This is a genomic window from Verrucosispora sioxanthis (genome assembly GCF_010560025.1).
Classification (GTDB): Bacteria; Actinomycetota; Actinomycetes; order Mycobacteriales; family Micromonosporaceae; genus Micromonospora; species Micromonospora palythoicola.
The window spans coordinates 149932-173503 of the sequence record NZ_SAIY01000006.1 but is presented as its reverse complement, the minus strand read 5'-3'; the positions used below and the strand labels follow the sequence as shown (position 1 = coordinate 173503).

General features: G+C 71.9%; 22 protein-coding genes and 2 pseudogenes. 15 read left to right on the top strand and 9 right to left on the bottom strand.

Features of this window, described 5'->3' with window-relative positions:
- Positions 1–49 precede the first annotated feature (49 nt).
- The 3 genes from ENC19_RS19290 to ENC19_RS19280 all read left to right on the top strand — a co-directional run bounded on the left by ENC19_RS19290 (position 50) and on the right by ENC19_RS19280 (position 2751).
- Entirely contained in the window at positions 50–982 is a 933-nt protein-coding gene (locus ENC19_RS19290) for a PPK2 family polyphosphate kinase (RefSeq protein WP_164448533.1), read from the top strand.
- A 133-nt stretch (positions 983–1115) separates the two neighbouring features.
- A complete protein-coding gene (locus tag ENC19_RS19285; RefSeq protein WP_093403380.1) occupies positions 1116–1742 on the top strand; it encodes a DUF47 domain-containing protein in 627 nt (208 codons plus the stop codon).
- A 4-nt stretch (positions 1743–1746) separates the two neighbouring features.
- Positions 1747–2751, top strand: coding sequence for an inorganic phosphate transporter (locus ENC19_RS19280; RefSeq protein ID WP_164448532.1), 1005 nt, complete (start codon positions 1747–1749; stop codon positions 2749–2751).
- Between the two features lie 49 nt (positions 2752–2800).
- Here ENC19_RS19280 and ENC19_RS19275 read toward each other — a convergent pair whose 3' ends face one another.
- A complete protein-coding gene (locus tag ENC19_RS19275; RefSeq protein ID WP_164448531.1) occupies positions 2801–3769 on the bottom strand; it encodes a Gfo/Idh/MocA family protein in 969 nt (322 codons plus the stop codon).
- A gap of 69 nt (positions 3770–3838) precedes the next feature.
- On the opposite strand from ENC19_RS19275, the gene ENC19_RS19270 reads away from it, so the two are divergent.
- The gene (locus tag ENC19_RS19270) at positions 3839–4669 is read left to right on the top strand and encodes an NUDIX hydrolase (RefSeq protein ID WP_164448530.1); all 831 of its coding nucleotides are present in this window, start codon (positions 3839–3841) and stop codon (positions 4667–4669) included.
- A 10-nt stretch (positions 4670–4679) separates the two neighbouring features.
- Here ENC19_RS19270 and mshD read toward each other — a convergent pair.
- From mshD to ENC19_RS19255, 3 genes and pseudogenes are all read right to left on the bottom strand, one after another.
- A pseudogene (gene mshD / locus ENC19_RS19265) lies at positions 4680–5605 on the bottom strand (mycothiol synthase).
- 57 nt (positions 5606–5662) lie between these two features.
- Positions 5663–6535, bottom strand: coding sequence for a polysaccharide deacetylase family protein (locus ENC19_RS19260; RefSeq protein ID WP_164448529.1), 873 nt, complete (start codon positions 6533–6535; stop codon positions 5663–5665).
- 70 nt (positions 6536–6605) lie between these two features.
- Complete coding sequence (locus tag ENC19_RS19255; protein ID WP_281604656.1) at positions 6606–7349, bottom strand: winged helix-turn-helix transcriptional regulator; 744 nt, start codon at positions 7347–7349, stop codon at positions 6606–6608.
- A gap of 248 nt (positions 7350–7597) precedes the next feature.
- Between ENC19_RS19255 and ENC19_RS19250 the strand changes: the two genes are divergently transcribed.
- The 5 genes from ENC19_RS19250 (at position 7598) to ENC19_RS19235 (ending at position 11068) form a co-directional block, all read left to right on the top strand.
- Positions 7598–8629, top strand: coding sequence for a hypothetical protein (locus ENC19_RS19250; protein ID WP_164448528.1), 1032 nt, complete (start codon positions 7598–7600; stop codon positions 8627–8629).
- A gap of 106 nt (positions 8630–8735) precedes the next feature.
- The gene (locus tag ENC19_RS19245; protein ID WP_164448527.1) at positions 8736–9521 is read left to right on the top strand and encodes an LmeA family phospholipid-binding protein; all 786 of its coding nucleotides are present in this window, start codon (positions 8736–8738) and stop codon (positions 9519–9521) included.
- 72 nt (positions 9522–9593) lie between these two features.
- Positions 9594–9671 (top strand): Ms5788A family Cys-rich leader peptide, encoded by a 78-nt coding sequence (locus ENC19_RS31485; protein WP_311202345.1) that lies wholly within the window; start codon positions 9594–9596, stop codon positions 9669–9671.
- Positions 9672–9882: 211 nt separating this feature from the next.
- The gene (locus ENC19_RS19240) at positions 9883–10731 is read left to right on the top strand and encodes a sulfurtransferase (RefSeq protein ID WP_164448526.1); all 849 of its coding nucleotides are present in this window, start codon (positions 9883–9885) and stop codon (positions 10729–10731) included.
- A gap of 1 nt (position 10732) precedes the next feature.
- Entirely contained in the window at positions 10733–11068 is a 336-nt protein-coding gene (locus ENC19_RS19235) for a DUF1416 domain-containing protein (protein ID WP_164448525.1), read from the top strand.
- Positions 11069–11302: 234 nt separating this feature from the next.
- On the opposite strand, the gene ENC19_RS19230 is transcribed toward ENC19_RS19235, so the two are convergent.
- Complete coding sequence (locus ENC19_RS19230; RefSeq protein WP_164448524.1) at positions 11303–15679, bottom strand: S8 family serine peptidase; 4377 nt, start codon at positions 15677–15679, stop codon at positions 11303–11305.
- A 289-nt stretch (positions 15680–15968) separates the two neighbouring features.
- On the opposite strand from ENC19_RS19230, the gene ENC19_RS19225 reads away from it, so the two are divergent.
- Both ENC19_RS19225 and ENC19_RS19220 read left to right on the top strand, forming a co-directional pair.
- Entirely contained in the window at positions 15969–16508 is a 540-nt protein-coding gene (locus tag ENC19_RS19225; protein ID WP_164448523.1) for a winged helix-turn-helix domain-containing protein, read from the top strand.
- Positions 16509–16520: 12 nt separating this feature from the next.
- Positions 16521–17379 (top strand): annotated as a pseudogene (locus ENC19_RS19220) (hypothetical protein).
- A gap of 21 nt (positions 17380–17400) precedes the next feature.
- Here the strand turns inward: ENC19_RS19220 and ENC19_RS19215 are convergent.
- The 3 genes from ENC19_RS19215 to ENC19_RS19205 all read right to left on the bottom strand — a co-directional run bounded on the left by ENC19_RS19215 (position 17401) and on the right by ENC19_RS19205 (position 20298).
- Complete coding sequence (locus tag ENC19_RS19215; RefSeq protein ID WP_164448522.1) at positions 17401–19452, bottom strand: amylo-alpha-1,6-glucosidase; 2052 nt, start codon at positions 19450–19452, stop codon at positions 17401–17403.
- Positions 19449–19829: an SCP2 sterol-binding domain-containing protein gene (locus ENC19_RS19210; protein WP_164448521.1), complete on the bottom strand. Its 381-nt coding sequence runs from the start codon at positions 19827–19829 to the stop codon at positions 19449–19451. Before ENC19_RS19210 ends, ENC19_RS19215 begins: the two co-directional genes overlap by 4 nt.
- 94 nt (positions 19830–19923) lie before the next feature.
- Positions 19924–20298 (bottom strand): DsrE family protein, encoded by a 375-nt coding sequence (locus ENC19_RS19205; RefSeq protein ID WP_164448520.1) that lies wholly within the window; start codon positions 20296–20298, stop codon positions 19924–19926.
- A 12-nt stretch (positions 20299–20310) separates the two neighbouring features.
- Between ENC19_RS19205 and mtfM the strand changes: the two genes are divergently transcribed.
- Entirely contained in the window at positions 20311–20415 is a 105-nt protein-coding gene (mtfM, locus tag ENC19_RS31060; protein WP_046570768.1) for a small membrane protein MtfM, read from the top strand.
- Positions 20416–20419: 4 nt separating this feature from the next.
- Positions 20420–21013, top strand: coding sequence for an FABP family protein (locus ENC19_RS19200; protein WP_164448519.1), 594 nt, complete (start codon positions 20420–20422; stop codon positions 21011–21013).
- Positions 21014–21074: 61 nt separating this feature from the next.
- Here the strand turns inward: ENC19_RS19200 and ENC19_RS19195 are convergent, their stop codons facing one another.
- Entirely contained in the window at positions 21075–21923 is an 849-nt protein-coding gene (locus tag ENC19_RS19195) for an aminotransferase class IV (protein ID WP_164448518.1), read from the bottom strand.
- 68 nt (positions 21924–21991) lie between these two features.
- Between ENC19_RS19195 and ENC19_RS19190 the strand changes: the two genes are divergently transcribed.
- Both ENC19_RS19190 and ygfZ read left to right on the top strand, forming a co-directional pair.
- Positions 21992–22420: a Fur family transcriptional regulator gene (locus ENC19_RS19190; RefSeq protein ID WP_164448517.1), complete on the top strand. Its 429-nt coding sequence runs from the start codon at positions 21992–21994 to the stop codon at positions 22418–22420.
- Positions 22417–23529, top strand: a complete 1113-nt coding sequence (ygfZ, locus tag ENC19_RS19185) for a CAF17-like 4Fe-4S cluster assembly/insertion protein YgfZ (protein WP_164448516.1) — start codon at positions 22417–22419, stop codon at positions 23527–23529. The genes ENC19_RS19190 and ygfZ overlap by 4 nt, the downstream gene beginning before the upstream one ends.
- The last annotated feature ends 43 nt before the right edge of the window (positions 23530–23572 follow it).

The window sequence follows — 23572 nt, the reverse complement described above, 5'->3', positions numbered from 1 at the left end:
GCGGCCACCTCCGTCGGCGGACCGGCGGCGAACGGGTGATGATGCTCCGATGGTGGACGACGGTGACTTTGACGTGGTGGCGCCGACCGGCGGCGCGGTACGCGACCTGCTCCAGGTGCGGCCCGGTGGCCCGGTGGATCTCGCCGAGATCGACCCCCGCTCGACCCCGGGGCTGCCCGGCCCCGAGGTGACCTGGCCGGACCGCAAGGCCTGGGCCCGCCGGCAGCTCGCCCGGCTGGGTGCGGAGCTGGCCGACCAGCAGGAGATGCTGTTCGCCGGTGCGAAGGCCGACCCGGGCGTCGGGCGGCGGGTGCTGCTGGTGCTCCAGGCGATGGACTGCGGTGGCAAGGACGGCACGGTCAAGCGGGTGGTCGGCGCGATGAACCCGCTCGGCGTGCACATCCGGGCGTTCGGCCCACCGACCGCGGAGGAACTGCGGCACCACTTCCTGTGGCGGATCCGCCGGGCCCTGCCGCCCCCGGGCAGCCTCGGGGTCTTCAACCGTTCGCACTACGAGGACGTGCTGGTGCCCCGGGTTCAGGAGCGGGCTCCGGAGGACCTCTGGCGGCCCCGGTACGCGGAGATCGACGAGTTCGAGCGGGAGTTGACCGACGCCGGGGTGGTCGTGGTCAAGGTCTTCCTGCACATCTCCAACGTCGAACAGGCTAGGCGGCTGCTGGCCCGGCTCGACGATCCGACGAAGCACTGGAAGTACCACCCGTCCGACGTCGACGCCCGGTCCCGGTGGGACGACTACCAGGCCGCGTACGCCGAGGTGCTCGCCCGGTGCGGCACCGAGGTCGCGCCGTGGTACGTGGTGCCGGCGGACCGCAAGTGGTACCGGGACTGGGCGGTGGCGCACCTGCTGCGTGAGACGTTCGACACTCTCGATCTGGGGTATCCGCCAGCCGACTTCGACATCGCACGGGAACGGGAGCGGCTGCTGGGAACCACGGGGCCGGTGAAGGTGAACGGAAGTTGAACGAGCGGTGAATGCGATCTGGCCAGGGGTGGGCCGAAAAATCGCCGGTCTGACGGTTCCCTAGCATTCCCCTCAGCAGGGCGCCCGAGCGACGGCCGCCACCCCTTCCACCCGACACGACGAGGTCCGTGCTGTGAGGTTTTCCTTCCGCCCCAACGAGGGCGCTTTCTACGAGCTCTTCACCAGGGCCGCGCAGAATCTGGTCCGGGGTACCGAGCTGCTCAACGAGCTGGCCCTGCCCGATGTCGAGGTGCAGTCGGTGAGCGAGCGGCTCACCGAGGTGGAGCACGACAGCGACCAGATCACGCACGACCTGTACAAGAAGATCAACTCCACCTTCGTCACCCCCTTCGACCGGGAGGACATCTACCGGCTCGGCTCGCTGCTGGACGACGTGATGGATCACCTGGAGGCGGTGGGCAACCTGCTCTACCTCTACGGGCTGACCAAGCTGCCGTCGTTGCCCCGGGAGATGCACGAGCTGGTGCACGTGCTCGACCAGCAGGCGAAGCTGACCGCCGACGCGATGCCCCGACTGAAGTCGATGAAGGATCTCGAGGACTACTGGATCGAGATCAACCGGCTGGAGAACGACGGCGACCAGGCCTACCGGATGCTGCTGGTACGGCTGTTCTCCGGGGAGTACGACGCGTTGACCGTGCTGAAGATGAAGGAGGTCGCCGACGAGCTGGAGGCCGCCTGCGACGCCTTCGAGCACGTCGCCAACACGGTCGAGACCATCGCGGTCAAGGAGTCCTGATCCTGTGAGTCCCGAGCTCATCGCCGTGCTGGCGGTGATCGGGGTGGCCCTGGTGTTCGACTACACCAACGGCTTCCACGACGCCGCAAACGCGATCGCGACAAGCATCTCCACCCGGGCGCTGACACCCCGGGTCGCCCTGGCCATGGCGGCGGTCGGCAACTTCATCGGCGCCCACTTCGGCGCCGAGGTGGCCAAGACCGTCGGCAGCGGCCTGGTCGAGTTGCCCACCGGTGTCTCCAGCCTCGGCATCGTCTTCGCCGGGGTGATCGGCGCGATCACCTGGAACCTCATCACCTGGTACTTCGGCCTGCCCTCGTCGTCCTCGCACGCCCTGATCGGTGGCCTGGTCGGCTCGACCGTCGCCGCCTCCGGCACCGTGCTGTGGACCGGCATCGGCGAGAGCGTGATCATCCCAATGATCCTGTCGCCGATGGTCGGTTTCATCCTCGGTTACATCGTGATGGTCGCGGTTCAGTGGATCTTCCGGAACGGGCATCCGGGCAAGCTCAACCGCGGCTTCCGCTGGGCTCAGACCGCCTCGGCGGCGGCCATGTCGGTCGGCCACGGCATGCAGGACGCCGCCAAGACCATCGGCATCGTGGTGCTCGCCCTCTTCGTCGGCGGCTACCAGGAGGACGCCACCTACATCCCGGAGTGGGCGTTCTGGACCTCGGCGGCGGTGCTGGCGGCCGGTACCTACGCCGGTGGCTGGCGGATCATCCGGACCCTGGGCCGGAAGATCATCGACCTGCGCCCGCCGGAGGGCTTCGCGGCCGAGACCGTGGCCAGCGGCGTGCTCTACTTCAACGCCCTGGTGCTCGGTGCCCCGATCTCGACCACGCACACGATCACCTCGGCGATCATGGGCGTCGGCGCCACCAAGCGGCTCTCCGCGGTGCGCTGGGGCGTGGCCGGCAACATCATCGGCGCTTGGATCCTGACCTTTCCGGCGGCCGGCTCGATCGGTGCCCTGATGTACTTCCTGGTCCGTCCGGTCTTCAGCTGAGCTGTGTCGAAGGGCCCCTGGGACGGCCCAGGGGCCCTTCGACCGGCCGTCAGAGGTAGGAGACGCCGATCTGGGCGCGGATGTCGTCCAACAGGCCCATGATCTCCAGGGTGGCCGAGTGCGGTACCAACGGGCTCTCGGTCAGTCCCTCGGCCAGGCACCGCTGCACCTCGATGGCCTCGTGCTGGTAGCCCGAGCCGACCAGTTCCTCGGTGATCGTCTCCGGCTCCGCGTCGGCACGGTGCAGGGTGAACCCTGCGGGACGGAAGAACGGCTCGGGTAGGTCGATCCGCCCGGTGCTGCCGGTGATCGAGGCGGTGAGTCCGGTGGCGCCCACCATGCTGCAGCTCAACGTGGCCACGGCACCGGAGTCGTAGCCGAAGACCAGGCCGGTGTTCTCGTCCGTGCCCTCCGGACCCAGCTTCGCCCAGGACCGTACGTGCTGCGGCGGGCCCAGCAGCAGATGGGCCAGGCTGATCGGGTAGACACCGAGATCCAGCAGCGCGCCGCCGCCCAGCGCCCGGGCGCGCATCCGGTGTTCGGGTGGGAACGGCCCGGCGACGCCGAAGTCGGCCCGGACCCCGGTCAGGGTGCCGATTGCGCCGTCGGCGATCAGCTGGCAGACCCGCCGGATCAGCGGGTTGCACCGCATCCACATCGCCTCCATGAGGAAGACCCCGGCGGCGCGGGCGGTGTCGACGAGTTCGGTGCTGGTGGCCAGGTCGAGGGTGATCGGCTTCTCGACAAGCACCGGCTTGCCGGCGGTGAGGCAGGTCAGGGCCGCCTCGTGGTGGGCGGCGTGCGGGGTGGCGACGTAGATCACGTCGACGTCGGCGTCCGCGGCCAGTTCCGCCCAGGAGGCGTACGCCCGTGGTACGCCGTGCCGTTCCGCGAAGCGTTCCGCGGTCTCGGCGGTGCGTGAACCGACCGCGACGAGTTCGGCCCCCGGCACCAGCCGGAGATCCTCGGCGAAGCGGGCGGCGATGTGGCCGGTGGCCAGGATGCCCCAACGAGTCATGGCGCGACGCTACCGAAGATCAGCAGAGCGCTGTACTGGGCATCCACGGGTCGGGACTAGTCTCGGCGCATGACGATCGACCGTGGCTTCCCGGCGCCGCCCGCGCTCGTGGAGCACGCCCGCCGGTTCCGGGCCTCCGGTGCGGTGCCGGCGGTGCCCCGGGTGGCCGCCACCGTGCTGCTGCTCCGCCCGGCCGACGCCGGCTTCGAGGTCTACCTGATCCGTCGGGTCGCGGCGATGGCGTTCGGCGGCATGTACGCCTTCCCGGGCGGTGGGGTGGACCCCTCGGACTCCACGACCCACCTGGACTGGGCCGGCCCGACACCGGCGGACTGGGGCGGGCGCCTCGGGCTGGCCCCGAGCGCGGCCCAGGCGGTGGTCTGTGCGGCGGCCCGCGAGGTCTTCGAGGAGGCGGGGGTGCTGCTCGCCGGGCCGGACGCGACGCGGGTCGTCGGTGACGTCAGCGGCGACGGCTGGGAGGCCGTCCGGGTGGACCTGGAGCAGCGGCGGACCGGCTTCGCCGACCTGCTCGCCAGGCGCGGGCTCACCATCCGGTCGGACCTGCTGCTGCCGTGGAGCCGGTGGGTGACCCCGGAATTCGAGCCGCGTCGCTTCGACACGTACTTCTTCGTGGCGCTGCTGCCCGAGGGGCAGCGCACCCGCGACGTCTCCGGCGAGGCCGACCACACGCTGTGGATCCGGCCCGCAGAGGCGGGGCGGCAGGTCGCCGCCGGTGAGCTGACAATGCTCCCGCCGACCCTGGTCACCCTCCGCGAGATCGCCGCCTGCACCGACCTCGACGCGGTGGCAGCGGCGGCGGCGGACCGCGACGCGGTCACCCCGATCACGCCCCGGCTGGATCTGTCCGACCCCGACCGGCCCCGGTTCCACCTGCCGTGACCCGGGCGGATCAGCCGAGCTGGTAGTTGACGTGGGCGGACCAGCGGGCAAAGCCAAGCCGCTCGTAGAGCGCCACCGCGCCGGTGTTCGACTCGTCGACGTAGAGCATCACCCGGTCAAGCCCGCGTCGGTCACGCAGGTACGCCAGTCCGGCCGTGGTCAGGGCCCGCCCCAGCCCGCCACCGTGCGCGGAGGGCTCCACCCCGAGCACGTACACCTCACCGATGCGGGCGGAGCCGGTGCGCTCGTGCACCTTGGTCCAGTGGAAGCCGAGCAGTCGGCCGGTCGCCGACTCGACGGCGAGCAGGAAGCCGGCCGGGTCGAACCACGGCTCGGCGAGGCGTACCCGCAGGTCCTGCGCGGTCCACCGACCCTGCTCCGGATGGTCGGCGAAGGCGCGCGCGTTGAGCGTCAACCAGGCCTCGTCGTCGCTGCCGGGGCGGAACGCGCGCAGCGTCACCCCGTCGGGCAGGTGCGGTTCGGACAGCGGGGCGGCGAGCGGTCGACGTAGCTGCCAGAGGACCCGGGCGCGGTGGAAGCCGAGGTCGACGGCGAGGGCGGCGGCCGAGGGGTGGTCGCCGTGCGCCCACGCCCGCAGCGGCCCGGTGGCGGCGGCCAGCACCCCCGGGCCAGCGTCCGTCCGGTGCCCCGCCGCCGGTACGCCGGGTGCACCACCAGGTCCACGCCGACGCCGCTGCCCGGGTCGGTCGTGTCGAGGTGTGCGTACCCGGTGAGCGTGCCGTCGACGGAGCGGGCAACCAGGTGGATCGCCGCGGCGTGTTCGTCGCGTAGGCGCAGCAGTACGTGCTCGTCCATCGGGTCCGCGCCGTCGGCGTCGCCGGCGGCACCGGCCAACGCCAGCACGTCGGCGACCTCCGCGGGACCGAGCCGGTCGAGTCGGCTGACCTGGTCGACGTCCGACTGGGTGCTGCTCATCGCCTCACCGTAGTCGCACGGTGGGCCGGCCGCCCGGATGGACGGTGGGTACCCGCGTCACAGTCCGCGCGGTGGCAACGCCTGAACCTCGAACCTGCCGGCCAGTTCGGGCAGGATCCGGTACAGCGCGTTCACGGTGCCCTGACGGTCGCCGCCCGCGTCGTGCAGCAGGACGATCGAGCCGGGTCGTGCCTCGTTGATGACGGAGGCGGCGATCCGGCTCGCGCCCGGCGCCCGCCAGTCGGACGGGTCCAGCGTCCAGTGCAGCGGCGCCATCCCGAGGTCCCGGGAGACGGAGACGACCGAGTAGGTCCAGGCACCGCCGGGCTGTCGGTACCAGGCGATCGGCGCGTCGGGCACCGCGGCGCGGATCGCCTCGCTGGTCCGCATGAGGTCGGCGCGGATCCAGTCGGCGGACCGGGCGCCGAGGGCGACGTCGTGGTCCCAGCTGTGGTTGCAGAGCGTGTGTCCCTCGGCGACGATCTGCTCGACGAGCCACGGGTACGCCTGGGCGTTCTTGCCGACCACGCAGAAGGTGGCCGTGACGTGGTGGTCCCGCAGGATCGCGAGAACCTGGGGGGTGTAGTCGGGGTGCGGTCCGTCGTCGAAGGTGAGCGCGACACCGGCGGTGCCGGTGCTCACCCGGGTACCCATCGGGCCGATGGTCGGATCCTGCTCCTGCGGGTCGGCGGACTGCGACCGGTCCGGCTCGGCGTGCGGCGCACGGGTGTGCTCCGGATCGGCGTCGAGGGCGGACTGGTCCGCGTACTCGGGGTGCTCGGCGCCGGTCGCGGTGACGGCGGCGTCGGTCCGAGACGCGTCGGGTACCAGGCCCCGTCCGAGCAGGAACGCCGAGCCGAGCACCGCTGTCACCACGAGCGTGATGATGCCGACGGCCCGCGCCGCCCCCACCTGGTTAGCGCCCACCAATGCCCCCCGCTGGTCAACTGGCAGTCACCATATGACTCGCGAGTCGACCAAAAGGGGCATACAGGAAATTTTACCCTTCGATGGTGAGGGCCCGCATCGGCAGCGGCGTGTGTTCGGTGGTCTCCGGCAGGTTCCGCGACGACGGCACCACGAACTTGTAGCCCACCTGCCGGACGGTGCCGATCATCGACTCGTACTCGGAGCCGAGCTTGGCGCGCAGGCGACGCACGTGCACGTCGACCGTCCGGGTGCCGCCGAAGTAGTCGTAACCCCACACCTCGCGCAGCAGTTGGTCGCGGGTGAACACCCGACCCGGGTGCTGGGCGAGGAACTTCAGCAGCTCGAACTCCTTGTAGGTGAGGTCGAGCGGGCGACCCTTGAGCTTCGCCGCGTAGGTGTCCGGATCGATCATCAGCTCGCCGGCCCGGATGGAGCCGCCGGCGCCGGCGGTCGCGTTGCTCAGCCTGCCGACCGCGAGCCGCAGCCGGGCCTCCACCTCGGCCGGGCCGGCGGAGGCGAGGATGACGTCGTCGACGCCCCAGTCGGCGTTCAGTGCGATCAGGCCGGCCTCGGTGACCACCGCGACCAGCGGCACGCCGAGCCCGGTGGCGTGCAGCATCCGGCAGGTGGCCCGGGCCTCGCTCAGTTCGGAGCGGGCGTCGACCAGCACGGCGTCCGGGCTCGGGCCGGCGACCAGGGTGCGGACGTCGCGGGGTGCGGTGCGAACCGAGTGCGGCAGCAGGTCCAGTGCCGGTAGCACTGCGGATGGTTCGCCTGCCCGTGCGGTCACCAACAGCAGGATCTCCACGATCACCTCCGTCCCGGCGGCCCGTTGCGGGCCGCGCGCGACCAGCGGCACTCCTGCGGGGTGTGGCGCTGGGAACTTCCGTGGGTCCCGGCGTCGCTGACGGGCGGGTTTCGCCGTTGAGCGTAACCGATTGCTCGCGTACGACCTTGGCGCGGTTTCCTCTTTGCCCTATCTGCCCCTGATCGCGGCGCAGGTTTTAACGTCGTGGAAACGCTGGCACCCGCGATGTGAGGTTGGTCTGGCACGATCGGTGGGTGTTTCCCGCCAACTCGCCCGAGCCCGGCCGTGACCCGTGGGCCGAGGACCCCTCCGCCCCGGGAGGCTCGGCGCCGCGTACCGGTCCGGCGGTTGAGGTCGACGAACCGCGTTCGCGTGGCCCGCGCCGCCTGCGCCGCGGCGGTTCGGCTCGCCGCCCTGACGACGAGACCGACGCCGACGACGAGGAGGAGGCGGAACCGCCGGTCGAGGTACGCCGGCAGATCTCGCTCGCCATCGGTGGTTTCGCCGCGCTGCTCGGCCTCGGCCTGGTGGTCGCGGCGCAGACCTCCAGTCCCGGGCACCGGCTGCCGTTCACCATCGTGGTGCTCGCCGTGCAGGCGTTGTTCCTGCTCGCCTGGACCATGGTCACCCGGCCACCGGCGCTGGCGGTCGTCCTCGGGGTGGGCGCGGTCACCGCGGTGGCGGCCGACGTGGTGGCCGTACGGTCGGCCGAGGCCCGGTTGGCGCCACTGCTCTACGTCGCGGTGGGTGGGGTGCTCGCGGCGGTGCTCGGGCAACTGGTCCGACGGGTGGACCGGGTCCGGGTGACCGACTCGCTGCGGAGCACCGCCACCAGCGTTTTCGGAGTCGTCGCCTTCGCCACGCTCATCGTGCTCAGCCGGATCCCGGCCGGCACCCAGGCGATCACCGTCTGCCTGACCGCGGCCGGGGTGGCGCTCGTCGTCGCCCGGGTGACCGACGCCGTCGCTGCCTGGCCACGACTGGCGCCCCAGGTGCCCAGGGGAGCGGCGGGGGTGGTCGGCGGCGCGATGGTCGGCACGCTCATCAGCGCGCTGCTCGGTGGCTACCTGGTCACCCCGTTCACCCCCACCCGGGCCGCGATCATCGGCCTGGCGGCGGCCGTTGTCGCCGTGCTGGCCGATCTCGCCGTCAGCTATGCGGAGGCGGGGCGGCTGATGGCCGGCGAGATGCCGCCGACCTGGGCTGCACGGCACGTGCAGGGCCCACTCGGTGGTTTCGCGATGGCGGCGCCGGCCGCGTACCTGATGTGCCGGTTGCTGCTCTGACAGCCCGGGGCGGCGCGATCCGGCCCGGCGCGATTGAGAAATCCGGACCACGGGTACCACCGGTCCACCGCTGGCGGCATCGAGGTACGACGAAACAGGAGGCGGCGTGGAGCAGACGCAGGCGTACGAACGGCGACCGCGGCGACGTGGGCGCAAGGTGTTGATCGGGTTCGTCGTCCTGTTGATCGTGCTCGCCGGACTGATCGCCATCGCCGACCGGGTGGCGGCGTCCGTGGCCGAGCGCACCATCGCCGACGAGGTGCGCCAGCAGGTCGCCGAGCAGAACGCCCAGTCCTCGCCACCCGAGGTCGAGGTGGGTGGTTTCCCGTTCCTCACCCAGGTGCTCGACGGCCGCTACGAACGCATCTCGATCAAGCTGCGGGACGTGCGGGCCTCGGTGCAGGGCGACGCGGTCGCGCTGCCCAGTCTGGACGTGGACGCTCGAAACGTACGGGCCTCGCTGGACACCCTGCGCACCGGGCAGGGTGAGGTCGTGGCGGAGACGGTGAACGGCACCGGCACCATCAGCTACCAGAGCCTGTCCGCCCTGCTCGACCGGGAAGGGCTGACCCTCGGTGAACGGGACGGGCAACTCGCCGTCACCGCCCCGGTGGACGTCCTCGGCCAACGACTGACCGTCACCGGCACCGCCGACATCATCGTCGGTGAGCAGGGGCAGGTGTCCCTGAAGTTCGACGACCTGGACGCCGAAGGGCTGCCGGACGTGCCGTTGGCCCGCGCCCTGGTGAGCAACTTCGCCCGCAGCATCTCGGTCGACGTGCCCCTGCCGGAGTTGCCGTTCCAGCTCACCGTCCGCGAGGTCCGACCGCAGCCGCAGGGGCTGACGGTGACCGCCGACGCACGGGACGTGCCGATCAACTCGGCCGGCTGACCAGCGGCCCGGCGTCCCGGATGCTGGTCGGTCCGATAGAGAATTCTGGGATCGCTGGTAGGCTCCCTGCTCATGGGGACGCTCCTCACCAAACGGCGCGCGGTCGACCTGTGCCGCGTGGCCACCTGCCTGTGTCGCCCCGTCATCTGACGGCGGGGCTGTCTCGGGCCGCCTAGCGGCCAAGGCACTCGGGGCATGCGTACCTAGTTCCCGGTGCACCCCACCGGACGCCCGGCAGCGGCGCCGTCGCACGAACCCGTGATCCGTTCCGAGCTATGGGTCCCGCGCGTGGTGCGACACCATCACATCCGACAACCTCCGCGCGCTGGCTCACCATCCATCCTCACCAGGGAGTGATTCGATGAGTCGCGACACCGCACTCGTCTCGGCCGAGTGGGCCGAGAAGAACCTCGACGCCCCGGGCGTCGTCTTCGTCGAGGTCGACGAGGACACCTCGGCCTACGACTCCGGCCACATCGCCGGCGCCATCAAGCTGGACTGGAAGACCGACCTCCAGGACCCGGTCCGCCGGGACTTCGTCAACAAGACCCAGTTCGAGGCGCTGCTGTCCGAGCGGGGCATCAGCAACGACGACGTGGTCGTGCTCTACGGCGGCAACAACAACTGGTTCGCCGCGTACGCCTACTGGTACTTCAAGCTCTACGGCCACCGCGACGTCAAGCTGCTCGACGGCGGTCGCAAGAAGTGGGAGCTGGACGCGCGTCCGCTGGTCACCGACACCGTGACCCGCCCGGCGACGCAGTACGTCGCCGGCGAGCCGGACACCAGCATCCGGGCCTTCCGGGACGAGGTCGTCGACGCGATCGGCACCAAGAACCTGGTCGACGTACGCAGCCCCGACGAGTACGCCGGCCGCCTGCTCGCCCCCGCTCACCTGCCGCAGGAGCAGGCGCAGCGCGGCGGCCACATCCCGACCGCGATCAGCGTGCCGTGGTCGAAGGCGGCCAACGAAGACGGCACCTTCAAGTCGGACGACGAGCTGCGCAGGATCTACGGCGAGGCCGGGCTGGACGACAGCAAGGAGACCATCGCCTACTGCCGCATCGGCGAGCGCTCCTCGCACACCTGGTTCGTGCTCCAGGAGCTGCTGGGCCACCGCAACGTGAAGAACTACGACGGATCGTGGACCGAGTACGGCTCGCTGGTCGGGGTGCCGGTGGCGCTCGGCGACGAGCCGGGGGAGGCCTGAGATGACCGCACCCACCGCAGCAAGCACCGCCGCCGGTTGCGCGGCCCCCGACCAGGCGGCCCCGCTGCCCGCCGGCCTCGACCTGGAGCGGGAGACCGTCATCACCGGTGTCGTCCGCTCCGGGGAGGGCGAGGCGGTGGCCGGCGCGTACGTCCGGCTGCTCGACTCGACCGGTGAGTTCACCGCCGAGGTGGTGACCTCGCCGGCCGGTCAGTTCCGGTTCTTCGCCGCGCCGGGCGCCTGGACCCTGCGCGCACTGTCCCGCCAGGGCAACGGAGACACCACCGTGACCGCTGGCCGCGGCATCAACGAGGTGACGGTAACCGTCACCGACTGACCCCCACTGCAGACGGCGGGTGGCCTGCATCCCTCCCAGGAGGAATGCGGGCCACCCGCCGCCTTCACCCGCGCCCTACGCATCGCCCCGCCGTGCCGCCGCAGCAACTTCGCTGATGTTGCTGCCTCGACGACCGCCGGATGCAGCAGTATCCCGGAAACTGCCGGGAGTCGTGGGCGGGGTGTTGGTGGGGCGCCGGCCCGTGAGGGCCGGCGCCCCGCCGTGTTGGTCGGGTCAGATGCCGGTGGCTCTGGTGCAGGTGGAGGCGGGTTCCAGGGCGAAGTCGAGCGTGCCGACGATGCCCGCCTCGACGCGATGGCGCTGCACCTGCGGCACCCAGCCGTCCTTGGCCACGATCACCTCGTAGCGGCCCTTCGGCAGCCACCAGGCGTAGCGGCCGTCGGCGCCGGCCGTGAGGGTCGTTCCGGTACCGCCCGAGATCAGGTTCACCCGTACCGTCGCCGGGATACCGACCGTGACTCCGCCGCAGGTGGTGCCGGTGACGGTGCCCCGGATCTTGCCCCAGCTGGCCGGCGGCGACACGTTCATCTCCACCGCGACCGGGGTCACCGGGTACGGGCTGTCCGAGGCGATGGCGACCTCGCCCGCGTACCGGCCGGGTTGAGCGACGCCCGCCGCCTCGGTGGCGGTCAGGGTGACGGTCACCGTCCTCGACTCGCCCGGTGCGAGGGTGAAGGTGGTCGGGGACGTTTCCAGCCAGGGCAGGTCCGCCTCGGCTGCGCAGAGTTCCAGGCCACCGAGCCGCTCACTGTCCGCGCTGCCCACGAAGGACGTGGGTGAACCACCGATCTTGTACGCGCCGCAGGCGGCGGCCCCTCGGTACCGGCTGAACCGGACGTTGGGCAGGTCCCGCCAGGCTCCGGCGACCGGGTCGAAGCCGACGGTGCGGTTGGTGACCGCCGTCGAGCCGTCGGTCACCCCGCCGGCCATCACCAGCAGCCCGCCGGCGGCCGCGTACTGGGAACCCCACAGGTCCAGCGGCAGGTCCGGCAGCGGACTCCAACTGTCGGCAGCGGGGTCGTACCGGTAGGCGTCGGTGTACTCGGTGCTGCCCGTACCACCGGCGCAGTAGACCGAGGCGCCGATGCCGCCGCAGGCCAGCCAGGACACCGGGTGCGGGTAGGCGGCACCGGTGCTGAACGAGCCCGCCGCCGGGTCGAACACCACGAGTCCGTCGCTGTCGGTGCAGGTGGCGTCGGCGCAGCCGCCCACCAGGTACACCTTCCCGCCGACCACGGCCGAGCCGGCCGCCGCGACCGGTGCCGGGTTGGTCACTCCCGGCAGGGTGCTCCACGTTCCGGCGGCCGGGTCGAAGACGTCGACCGTGGCCACGGTGGCGTCGTCCGCGCCCCAACCGCCGATCACGTAGAGCTTGCCGTCGACCGCCACCGCGGCGGGCTTGGAGCGCACCGTCGGCAGGTCGGGCAGCGCGGTCCAGGCACCGGACCCCGGGTCGTACACCCAGGCCTTGCGCTCGGTGCCGGTGCCACCGCCACCGCCGACCGAGTAGATCTTCCCCTCCAGCCAGGCGGCGGCGTTGTCGAAGATCGCCGCCGGCAGCTTGGCGATCTCGCTCCACGCCTCGTCCTCGGCGACAGCGGCCTGCGGTGCCGCCCCGCCGTACGCGGTGCCGGTGCGAGCCTTGCTGATCCCCTTCACCTTCTGCTCCCGCAGTGGCGCGCCGGCGCGCCGGAGCAGGTCGAACTGGCCGGCGCGCTCCAGCAGGTCCACGGTGGCCGGCGCGGTGCCGGTGTTGCTGACCGTCACCCGGGTGGTGCGGGTGCTGCCGTACGGCTGATGTGACTCGATCGACGTCGGGCTGACCGTCAGCCGGCCGGCGGCGAGGGCGAAGTTGGCCCGCTTCACCCGGTCGGCGGTGACCGTCACCTCCTTGGTGACCGGTGCGTACGGGGTGCGCTCGGCGGTGAACGGATGGGTGCCGGTGAGCCCGGAGAACAGCCAGTAGAAGCCGTCCGGCTCGGCCGGATCCTCGGGCGTGGCCGCCGAGACCGCCCGCTCCTCGGGACGGTGGTCGCTGGTCACCGTCACGCCGTTGAGCGGGTCACCGGTGTTGCGGTCGGTGGTGGTGCCGACCACCAGCCCACCGGGCACGGGCGAACACTCACGGTTGACCACCGCCACGTCGTCGACCTGCCACCACCAGGCGAAGGTGCCCTTGAAGCGGAAGCGGACAAGTGCGGAAGCGGCGTTCGCGGCCGGGTCGAGTGGTACCTCCTCGACCCGGGGACCACGGCGGCTGGCGGTCTGGTGCCAGACGTTGGTCCAGGTCTCGCCGCCGTCGGTGGAGACGTCGATGTCGGCGGTGTCGCTGATGCCGACGGCGCGCCAGTCGCTGCGGAACCGCAGCACCGGTGCGGCGGTCGTGGACAGGTCGATCGGTGGGGCGATCAGGTCGGTGTCCTGCGTGTTGCCGGAACCGAGGGCGTCACTGTCGATGATGGCGAAGCCGCCGGTGCCACCGGTGAGGTTGCCCCGGGAACGGGGATCGTCGAAGACCCAGCCACCGGAGGCGGTGCGGTTCTCCACCCGCCAGCCGGGCGGGGCGCTCGTCGTGTCGAAGCTCTCGGTGAGCAGCGGCGTGCCGAACTGTGCCGTGTAGCCGGCGGCGGTGCAGGCGGCGTCCACGGGCACCGCCACGTTGACCTTGGTGGCGTCGTCGCCCACGGCCACCTCGCGGGTGACGGTGTGGTAGCCCGGGTACTGGGCGGTCACGGTGAACCGGTACGCGGTGTTGCCGGGCAGGGTGACGGAGTAGCGGCCGGTGACCGGGTCGGTGAAGACCGGATCGCCGGGCCGACCCGCCACCTCGATCTTGGCGTACAACGGCCAGCCGTGACCGGAACCGTCGGTGACCTTTCCGCTCACCGTCACAGCCGGCGTGGCCAGCAGGGCGAAGTCCTGGTCGACGGTGCCACCGTCGGGCACCGTCACGGTCGCCGACTGGTCGGCGTAGCCGTAGGCGCTTGCGGTGAGCGTGGTCTCGCCGGCGGGCAGGGTGAGCGCGTAGCGCCCGTCGGCGTCGGTGGTGGTGCTGCGGGTGCCGTCGGTCACCGTCGCGCCGGACAGCGGGTCGTCGTCGCCGGAGTCGGTGACCACGCCGGTGACCCGGCCCACCGGTCCGCGTGGTGCGTCCCGCACCGCCGCGTACGCGTCGAGCCGCCCCTCACCGAAGACGTTGTTGTCCGCCGGAGTGCCGCCGCAGGTGGTGGCATCGACGTCGCGGGCCGTACGGTCCAGCAACTCCTCGGTCGCGGCGAGGTCCCCGCGCAGGCCCGGTGCCGCCGCCCAGAGCAGTGCCACCGTCCCGGAGACGTGCGGCGCGGCCATCGACGTGCCGTTGAACGAGGCGTATCCGCCGTTGCGGACGCTGGATCGGACGTTGCTGCCGGGCGCGGCGATGTTCGGCTTCAGCGGGTCGGTGCCGGAGCCGCGCCCGGAGAACCCGGCGATGACGTTGTTCACGTCGTACGCGCCGACGGCGTACGCGTCGGTGTAGTCGCCGGGTGAGCCGGCGCTGCCGCAGGCCGGTCCGTCGTTGCCGGAGGAGAAGACGGGGAACATCCCGGCGGCCCGCCAGGCGGCCACGGTCTGCTGGTACCAGGGGTCGCCACCGTCGCCGCCCCAGGAGTTGTTGACGATGTCGGGCCGCAGATCGGGCCGGGGGTTCTGGCCGTTGGCGTCGGTGGGGGCGAGCACCCACTGACCGGCGGCCAGCAGCGAGGCGTCGGAGCAGTTGTTCGACTCGCAGCCCTTGGCGGCGATCCACTTCGCACCGGGTGCGACGCCGATCTGGTTGCCCGCACCGTCGTCGCCGACCATGGTGCCCATGGTGTGCGTGCCGTGATCGTTGTTGTCGCAGGGCGCGGTGCCGGTGCACACGCCGGCCGGGTCGAACCAGTTGTACGCGTGCTCGAAGCTGCCGCCGCCGAGGTTGCCCCGGTAGGAGGCGACGAGCGCGGCGTGGTCGTAGCGCACGCCACTGTCGATGTTGGCCACCACGATGCCCTCGCCGCGGGTACCGAACTCGTCCCACACCCGAGGTGCGCCGATGTTGGTGAGGCCCCATTCGACCGCGGCGGTGCGCGCCCGAGCGGCCTCGGTCTCGGTGGGCCGGATCAGGGGGTAGCTGCGACTCGGCTCGATCCGGGCCACCTCGGGCCGGCGGGCGATCTCGTCGAGCAGTTCCTTGTCGCCCTCGACCCGCACCGCGTTGGCGATCCAGTACGCGGTGTGCGGCACCTTGCGCTCGTCGAGGAGCGTCCGCAGGTCGCGTTGGGTACGGCTGGCCGTGGTGGTGAGCAAGCGGTGCACCTCACCGGCCCGGGCGTCGGGGTCAGGCAACCGGGCGGCCTGCGCCAACGGCGCGGTGTCGGCCAGATAGACCAGGAACGGTGCGGTCGACGTGGTGCCGAGCTGGTCGAGCAGCGCCGGGTCGACGGCGGCCCGGTGCGGCGCCGTCGGTTGGGCCGGCGCGGCGAGCGCCGGTTGACCGGTGACGCCCAGCACGGCGGCGGTCAGCACCGCCACCGCCCGCCAGCGTGGCGACCGGGTGGATGGTCGTGTGAACAAGGTTCCTCCCCACGTCGTCGGTCCCGATCCGTTCGGGCCCGCACACCCGCGCGCCGCGACGCGGCGGCGCGGAGCGGCCGGGGCGATGTGGGTGGCCGGTGGTGGTGCCTCCGCCCGCTGAAAGTCATGCTCTTGCCCCGACCGTCGGTGATCAATGGAAGGCGTCGGTCAGTACTCGGTCAGTGACGAGGCGCGATCCTGACCGTTAGCCTGAAACCAGGTGCCATCGGTGACCGTCACTGGCGATCGGTGGGAGTCGCAGGTCTCGGGGTGCCCTGGGGGAGGCTTCGTGTCCGGTACAGAATTTCCGATCCTGGTCTGCGTCAGCTCCGATGCCACCGTGCGGCAGCGGGTGGTGCAGCGGCTGGAGGGTGTCGGGCCGGTGGTGATCTGTGCGGACCTCGCCCAACTGCGGGCGGTGTTCCCCACGCCACCGACGGAGTCCGGCGGGTCGGGCGACGAGCCTGCCGAGCGCCCCCCGGAACGGCCGGCGACCTGGGGAGACCTGGTGGTCGACCGGGCCGGGCACCTGGTCACCTGGCGTGGTGCACCGCTGGGGCTGACCCGCACCGAGCGGGAACTGTTGGCCCGGCTGGTGAGCCGGCCGATCACGTTGTGGAGCTACGAACGGCTGTTCGCCTCCGTCTGGGGCGGCGCCTACCTCGGCGACACCGCGATTCTGCACTCAGCGGTGAAGCGGCTGCGCCGCAAGCTGCGGGCGCTGTCCGACGGGCCGCAGGTGCAGACCGTACGCGGCGTCGGCTACCGGTTGAGCATGCCGCCGGAGGCCGGCGACGGGCGTCCCAACGGACGGGCGTACCAGGCGTGACACGATGACCGGGTGAGCAGCGCCGTCCATGCCGAGTACCCTTCGCCGACCGGTCCCCGACCACCTGCCGCCGGCTCCCGGTTGCCGCGCTGGCTGATCGCGGCGACGGCGCTCTGGGCGGTGCTGCTGGCCGGCCTCACCTGGATGTCCTCGGCCGAGGATCCGCCGACCGTCCGTGAGCAGCGCACCCTGTCGCAGGCCGGGCCGGTGGTCGACGGCGCGATAGGTGAACTCGTCGCGGCGGCCGGCGGCGGTGTGCCGGCGCTGAGCCCACCCGAGGTCGACCGGGGCTGCCGGATCAGCCCGTTCGCGGACGGTGCGACGCTGATCCGCGCGGTCGACCTGGCCGCGCCGGTGGGCGAGGAGCGGGCCCTGCTGGAGCAGATCGCCGAGCGGCTGCCCGGGCGGTGGCGGGCCGGTGTCCGGCTCACCCCGGAGGGTCCGCGCCTACGCGGCGACGCGGGCGAGTTCGTCACCGTGACCGGGCGGCCGGCGACCGACGGCCGGATCAGGTTCACCGTCGACACCGGGTGCCGGCCGGTGGGTGACGACTACGACAGCGCGGGGTCCGCCCGGCCGGCCCGGAGGCCGACGCACTGGCCGAGGCGGTGCGGGCGCTTAACGGCCGGGCCGGTGCCCCCGACTCGGTGACGAGCGCCCCGTGCCCCGGTGGCGCGACGGCCCGTACCGTCCGGACCGTCGTCGAGCCGGTGGCCGCGGCGCCACAGGCCGCGCTCGCGCCGCTGGCCGGCGGCACGCCGGTGGTGGAAACCCCGAGGTGTACGCCTACCGGCGCGACGGTGTCGCGGTGCTCGCCGATCTCCAGCCGGACCGGGTCGTGGTCTCCGCGACGACGGGTTGCGCCGGCTGAGCGGCGACCCGTCGCTGCCGGTCAGTCAGGTCGGGCCGGCCCCTGGTCGCGACTGCGGCCCAGCGCGTCGACCCGGCCCCATCGGCCGGGGATGTCCAGCAGTTCCACCCGGCCCATGCCGGCCGGCACGTACGGGTCGATGATGAGGTGCTCGCCCTGGGGTTCGAGGCCGAGCATCACCCGTAGCAGCAGCAGCGGGGTGCCCGCCGACCAGGCCTGCGGGCTGCACGCGGTGGGGTACTCCACCGGGTAGTCGGTCAGGTCACGTTCGTAGCCGGCGAAGGCCTCCGGCAGCCGGCCGAAGAAGTAGCGGGACGCCGCGAACATCGACTCGCAGATCCGTCCCGCCTCCTCCCGGAGACCGTACTTCCACAGTCCCCAGGCGATGATCGAGTTGTCGAACGGCCAGACGGTGCCGACGTGGTAGCCGATCGGGTTGTATCGGCCCTGGTCGTCGGCGAGGGTACGGACGCCCCAGCCGGAGAAGAGCCGGGGACCGAGCAGGTGCTCGGCGACCCGCTGCGCCCGGGACTCGTCGACGATGCCGCTCCACAGCAGGTGCCCGATGTTGGACGTGAGCGCGTCGACCGGGCTGCCGTCGGAGTCCAGGGCCAGCGCGTAGTACTCCTTGTCGGGCAGCCAGAAGTCCCGGTTGAAGCGTTCCTTCAACTCGGCGGCCTCGCGTTCCAGCCGGTCGGCGTAGACCGGGTCGTTCCAGCACAGGCGGGCCAGCCGGGCACCGCGCAGCTTCGCGTCGTAGGCGTAGCCCTGCAACTCACAAGTCGCCCGCGGAAAGCTCGGTAGCCGACCGTCGGAGTAGCAGATCGCGTCCCAGGAGTCCTTCCAGCACTGGTTCTCCAGGCCGACCTGAGGGCTGCGGGTCTGGTACCAGACGTATCCGGTGCCGAGCAGGTCGCCGTAGGTGTCGTTCCAGGTCAGCGCGGCTCGAACCGAGAACTCCAACCGTTTGACCAACTCGACGTCGCCGGTCCACCGCTCGTACTCGTCGAGCAGGATCACGAACAGGGCGGTCGAGTCGGCCGCGCCGTAGTAGGGCGAGTGCGGCTGCTCCTCGAAGCCGGCCGACTCGCCGTAGCGCAGCTCGTGCAGGATCTTGCCCGGCTCCTCGTCGCGGAAGTCGTCCACCCGGTGGCCCTGCAGCCCGGCCAGCATGGTCAACGTCGGTGGGATCAGCTCCGGCACGAACGGCAGCACCTGAAGCGAGGTGAAGATGCTGTCCCGGCCGAACAGCGTCATGAACCACGGCAGGCCGGCGGCCATCAGCCGGACGCCGAGCGCGATCGACTCGTAGCGCAGCGCGGCCAGGTCGTTCAGGCTGCGCCGGTACGCCCCGGCCATCGGTTCGCAGTCGCAACCCAGCTTGGGTGCCCGAGCGACGAACTCTGCGTGCTCCACCTCGATCGCCGGCGTCGTCCGGCTGCCCGCGAAGGGCAGCAGGGAGCGGACGTCCTGACCACGGGCACCGTAGATGACGACGTTGACCGTCAACCGGGTGGTCCACTCGCCGTGCGGCCCGATCCGGATCGGAAAGGTCATGCCCCGGCGATCGACCTGGGCGGCGGCGCTGCTCGTGATCGTCGTCTCGCGGTGGAACGCGTCCCGCTGGTAGGTCAGCCGCAGCGAGTTCTCGCCGGGTGCGGCGGTGTTGTGTCCCTTCTTGCGCTGGGTGTCCTTGATCTCGAAGATGTCCGCGAAGTCGGACGCCATCTCCATCCGGACGGTGAAGCTCATCTCCTGCCCGGAGTGGTTGAGCACGGTCAGTTCCTCGGACAGGTCACCGCTGATCGCCCGACTCCTGATCACCGAAACCTTCGCGTCCAGGAAGTGGGTCGGCTCGCCGGGTACCAGGAAGTAGCGGGTCCGGTGGGACACGGCGTCGTCGATGGAGAGCGCGTGCAGCCGCTCACCGTCGATCAGCAGCAGCCAGGTGGACAGGAAGCGGGTGTCGAAGGCGAACAACCCGGTGGGAAAGTCCAGCGAGGGCTCGACGTCTCCACGGCGGTCGCTGACCATGAACGTGTTGCCGTCGAGGATGCTGACCAGCTCCTTCACCGGGTCCACCTGGCGTGTTCGCGGGCGACCTCGCGCGGGTCGCGGGTACCGGGTGCGGACGGGAAGAACAGGCGGAAGGCGAGGAACAGCACCACGTCGCCGCGAAAGGTGCTCTCGTTACGAAGCACCGCGGAGATCGCCTGTGCGCGTCCGGTGACCAGCCGGTCGAAGAGATCGACCCCGCAGTACCAGGTCGCGTCGCCCGGCTCCGCCCCCTGGTCGACCTCTGCCGCGCCGGGCCGCATCCGGACCAGCCAGTGTTCGGTGCGGTGTCCCTCGGACAGGTCGATCCGCAGCGTTCCCACGACCGGAGTGCGGAGGACTTCCGGGGCGCGGGCCGGCAGGGTCGCGAAGAACTGCTGGGTGGCCTCGGTCACACCCGAATCGTAGGCATTCGCCCGCCTTGTCGGGCGGGTTCCGTCGCCTTCCCAGGCAGCATCCCGCGAGCCTGCCCGGGCGCTGACCGGCCAGTCAGTAGACGAGCGCCTGCGCGCCCTCGGCCATCGTCTCCTCGACGAAGACCGCCGCCCCGGCGATCCGTACCCCGGGGATCACGTCGCCGGAGTCGATGTCCCGGCGTGCGGCGCACTGGGTACAGGCCGTCACCGTGCCGGTGGCGAGGATCACGTGCAACAGCTCGGCCAGCGGGGCCGAGTGCGGCAGTTCGAAGCTCTGCGCCCGGCCGGGCAGCGCGAACCAGGTCGACTCCCCGGTCAGCCAGAGGGAGACGGACACCCCGGCGGCGGCTGCGGTGGCCGCCACGGTGAACGCCTGGGCGCACCGTTCCGGTGCGTCGGCGCCGGCGGTGGCCTTGACGACGAGAGTGCGGGCCATGACCGCCAGCATAGGATGACCCGGATGGTCACCGAGATCGGGTTCGTCAGCCTGCTGGTCGCCGGCCTGGGCGCGCTCGCCGGTGGCCTGGTCTACCTGGCGGTACGGATATCGAGAGGCAAGTGGTGATCCGGTGAGTGACGACAATCCGTTGGCGCCGCCGCCCTGGCTGAACGCGCCACCGGTGGAGGCGTACCCCTTCGAGGAGAGTCACGACCTGCGGGTCGGCCCGAAGCTGCACCCCGCGCTCGACGGCCTGCTGCCGTACATCGGCGTGTGGCGGGGGCGGGGGCGGGGCGGCTTCCCCACCATCGAGGACTTCGACTTCGCCCAGGAGATCCGGATCAGCCACGACGGGCGGCCGTTCCTGCACTACGAGTCGCGGGCGTGGATCCTCGACGAGCAGAGCCGGCCGGTGCGGCCGGCCGGCCGGGAGGTCGGCTGGTGGCGTCCGGTGCTGGCCGGTGACCGGGCCACCGACGAGCTGGAGGCTCTGCTGACCACCCCGACCGGGGTGATGGAGCTGCACCTCGGCCGGCGCAAGGGCACCCAGGTGGAGTTCGTCACCGACGCCGTGGTGCGCACCTCCACCGCCAAGGAGGTCACCGCCGGGCACCGCCTCTTCGGCATCGTCGAGGGCGCCCTGCTCTACGCACAGGACATGGCAGCCGTCGGTCAGCCGCTGTCTCCGCATCTGTCCGCCCGCCTCATCCGGGTCGCGGGCTGATCCGCCCGCTGGCGGAACGGGCCTGCCGGGGCCTCGGCTCGGCGCACCCGAGAACGCGGCCTCAGGGCAGCGGAAAGCCGAGCAGTTCCTGCAACGGGCGGGTCAGCGGGCTGAGCGGCAGCGGCTCGGCGTCGAGGGTGTGCACCGCGACCAGGCCGCGTACCGACGAGGTGAGCCATACCCCGTCGGACCCGCGCAGGTCCGCCGGGGTGACCATGCGTTCGGCGGCCCCGCAGCCGACGTCGGCGCAGCGGGCGAGCAGCCAGGCGACGGTGGTGCCGGGCAGGATGCCGGTGCGTCGGGCGGGCACCGTGCACAGCGTCTCCCCGGCCAGCCAGACGAGGTTGGCGGTCGGGCCTTCCAGGGCGTACCCGTCGGAGGAGATCCAGAGCACGTCGTCCACGCCGGCCCGGGCGGCCCAGCGTCGGGCGGCGCTGCTCGCCCCGTACGACGTGGACTTGATGCCCGCCGGCAGCCAGTCCAGTTCCGGGCGGGCCTCGGCGGGCACGCCCAGGGAGAGGGTGGCCACCCGCACGCCGTCGTGCCGGGCCTGCCGGGCTGTGGGGGGCACCTCCGAGAGGGTGGCGTACACCGTCGGTGGGCCGCCGCTCTCCGGCCCCCGGGTGCAGACCAGCCGAAGCGCGCCCTCCACCTCCGCGGGCCAACCGGCGGCCACCTGGTCGAGCAGCTCGACCAGGGCGTCGTCCGCCGGGAGGGTCAGTTCGACGGCCGCCGCGCCGGCCCGCAGCCGGGTCAGGTGCTCCTGGCGCAGCCAGGGCCGTCCGTCGCGGAGGTGCATGGTCTCGAAGAGTCCGTCACCGCGCAGCACGCCGAGATCGTCGCCGCGCAGTATCGGCTCCCCGACCGGCAGCCGCCCGCGACCCAGCACGCCGATCCGCGAGGTCACCACGGGGGCCGAGCATAGTGCGACGCCGGTCGCGCCGGGAGGTGCGCGCCGGCCCGAACTATGATCGGGGGGTGTCCGAATCCTCCCTCGCGGAACTGCTCCGCGCCCGTGGGCTGCGGCTGACGGCGCAGCGACAGCTGATCCTCCAAGCGGTGCTGGACCTGGGGCACGCCACCCCTGAGCAGGTGCACACCGCCGTACGCGAGGTCGCCGCCGGGGTCAACATCACCACCATCTACCGCACGCTGGAGCTTCTGGAGCGGCTCGGCCTGGTCACCCACACCCACCTCTCGCACGGGTCGCCGACCTACCACGCCGCCGGTGAGGACCAGCACGTGCACCTGGTCTGCCGCGAGTGCGGCGCGATCGACGAGATGGATCCGGAACTGATGCGTCCGCTCTCCGACCAACTGGCCGGGGAGCGGGGCTTCCGGGTGGACATCGGGCACGTCTCCTTCTTCGGCCTCTGCGCGCGGTGCGGAAACGGGGAGCAGACATGATCGACATCGCGGGCGCGGTGGCCGTGGAGAGCATCGACGAGGCCAGCCGGGACCAGCCGGAGCCGGTGCACGCCGCAGCCGGGGTGCGGGGCGTGGCGGCGCACTACGGCGACCCGATGCGCGAGCAGCGCCAACTGGACACCGAGGTGGGCCTGGTGGACCGATCGCACCGGGGAGTCGTCGCGGTGCCGGGTGCGGAGCGCATCTCCTGGCTGCACACCCTCACCACCCAGCACCTCGCCGAGCTGGGGCCGTGGCAGGGCACCGAACTGCTCGTACTCTCCCCGCACGGTCATGTCGAGCAGCACGCCATGGTGGCCGAGGACGGTGACACCACCTGGCTCGACACCGAGCCGGGGGCGACCGGTGGGCTGCTGACGTACCTGGAGAAGATGCGGTTCTTCAGCCAGGTCGACCCCCGGGACGCCACTGCCGAGCACGCACTGCTGTCGTTGGTCGGGCCGAAGGCCGTCGAGGCGGTGGCGCTGCTCGATGTGCTGCCGCTCGCCGAGCCGGACGTGGTGGGACTGCCCGGCCCGAAGTTCCGGTCCGGTGAGCTGCCACCCCGCCCGACCGCCCGCTACCACGTGCGGCCGCTGCCGCAGGGTGGCTGGGCCCGGCGCGGTCCGCTCGGCGTGGACCTGCTGGTTCCCCGGCCCGCGATGGACCAGGTGGTCGCGCGGCTGCGCGACAACGGGGTGCCCCCGGTGGGGCTGTGGGCGTACGAGGCGGTGCGGGTGGCCGCCCGGCAGGCCCGGGTCGGCGTCGACACCGACCACCGGACGATCCCCGCCGAGGTGAACCTGATCGCGCCGGCCGTGCACCTGGACAAGGGCTGCTACCGGGGTCAGGAGACGGTCGCCCGGGTGCACAACATGGGCCGCCCACCGCGCCGGCTGGTGCTGCTGCACCTCGACGGGGTGGCCACCGACCAACTACCGGTCGCCGGCACCCCGGTGACCCTGGACGGCCGTCCGGTCGGCTTCGTCGGCACCGCGGTCCTTCATCACGAACTGGGCCAGGTCGCGCTCGCGGTGGTCAAGCGCTCGGTGCCCGACGACGCCGCGCTCCGCGTCGGCGACAGCGCCGCCGCCATCGACCCCTCGTAGACGCCGACTCCGCTGGTGGCCGGGGGCGCTCTAGGATCGCCGG

Coding starts and splice junctions, on each gene's coding strand:
- ENC19_RS31485 (WP_311202345.1), top strand. CDS start 9,594: ATGGGGACGCTCCTCACCAAACGGCGCGCGGTCGACCTGTGCCGCGTG.
- ENC19_RS19235 (WP_164448525.1), top strand. CDS start 10,733: ATGACCGCACCCACCGCAGCAAGCACCGCCGCCGGTTGCGCGGCCCCC.
- ENC19_RS19270 (WP_164448530.1), top strand. CDS start 3,839: ATGACGATCGACCGTGGCTTCCCGGCGCCGCCCGCGCTCGTGGAGCAC.
- ENC19_RS19275 (WP_164448531.1), bottom strand. CDS start 3,769: ATGACTCGTTGGGGCATCCTGGCCACCGGCCACATCGCCGCCCGCTTC.
- ENC19_RS19240 (WP_164448526.1), top strand. CDS start 9,883: ATGAGTCGCGACACCGCACTCGTCTCGGCCGAGTGGGCCGAGAAGAAC.
- ENC19_RS19205 (WP_164448520.1), bottom strand. CDS start 20,298: ATGCTGGCGGTCATGGCCCGCACTCTCGTCGTCAAGGCCACCGCCGGC.
- ygfZ (WP_164448516.1), top strand. CDS start 22,417: ATGATCGACATCGCGGGCGCGGTGGCCGTGGAGAGCATCGACGAGGCC.
- ENC19_RS19290 (WP_164448533.1), top strand. CDS start 50: ATGGTGGACGACGGTGACTTTGACGTGGTGGCGCCGACCGGCGGCGCG.
- mtfM (WP_046570768.1), top strand. CDS start 20,311: ATGGTCACCGAGATCGGGTTCGTCAGCCTGCTGGTCGCCGGCCTGGGC.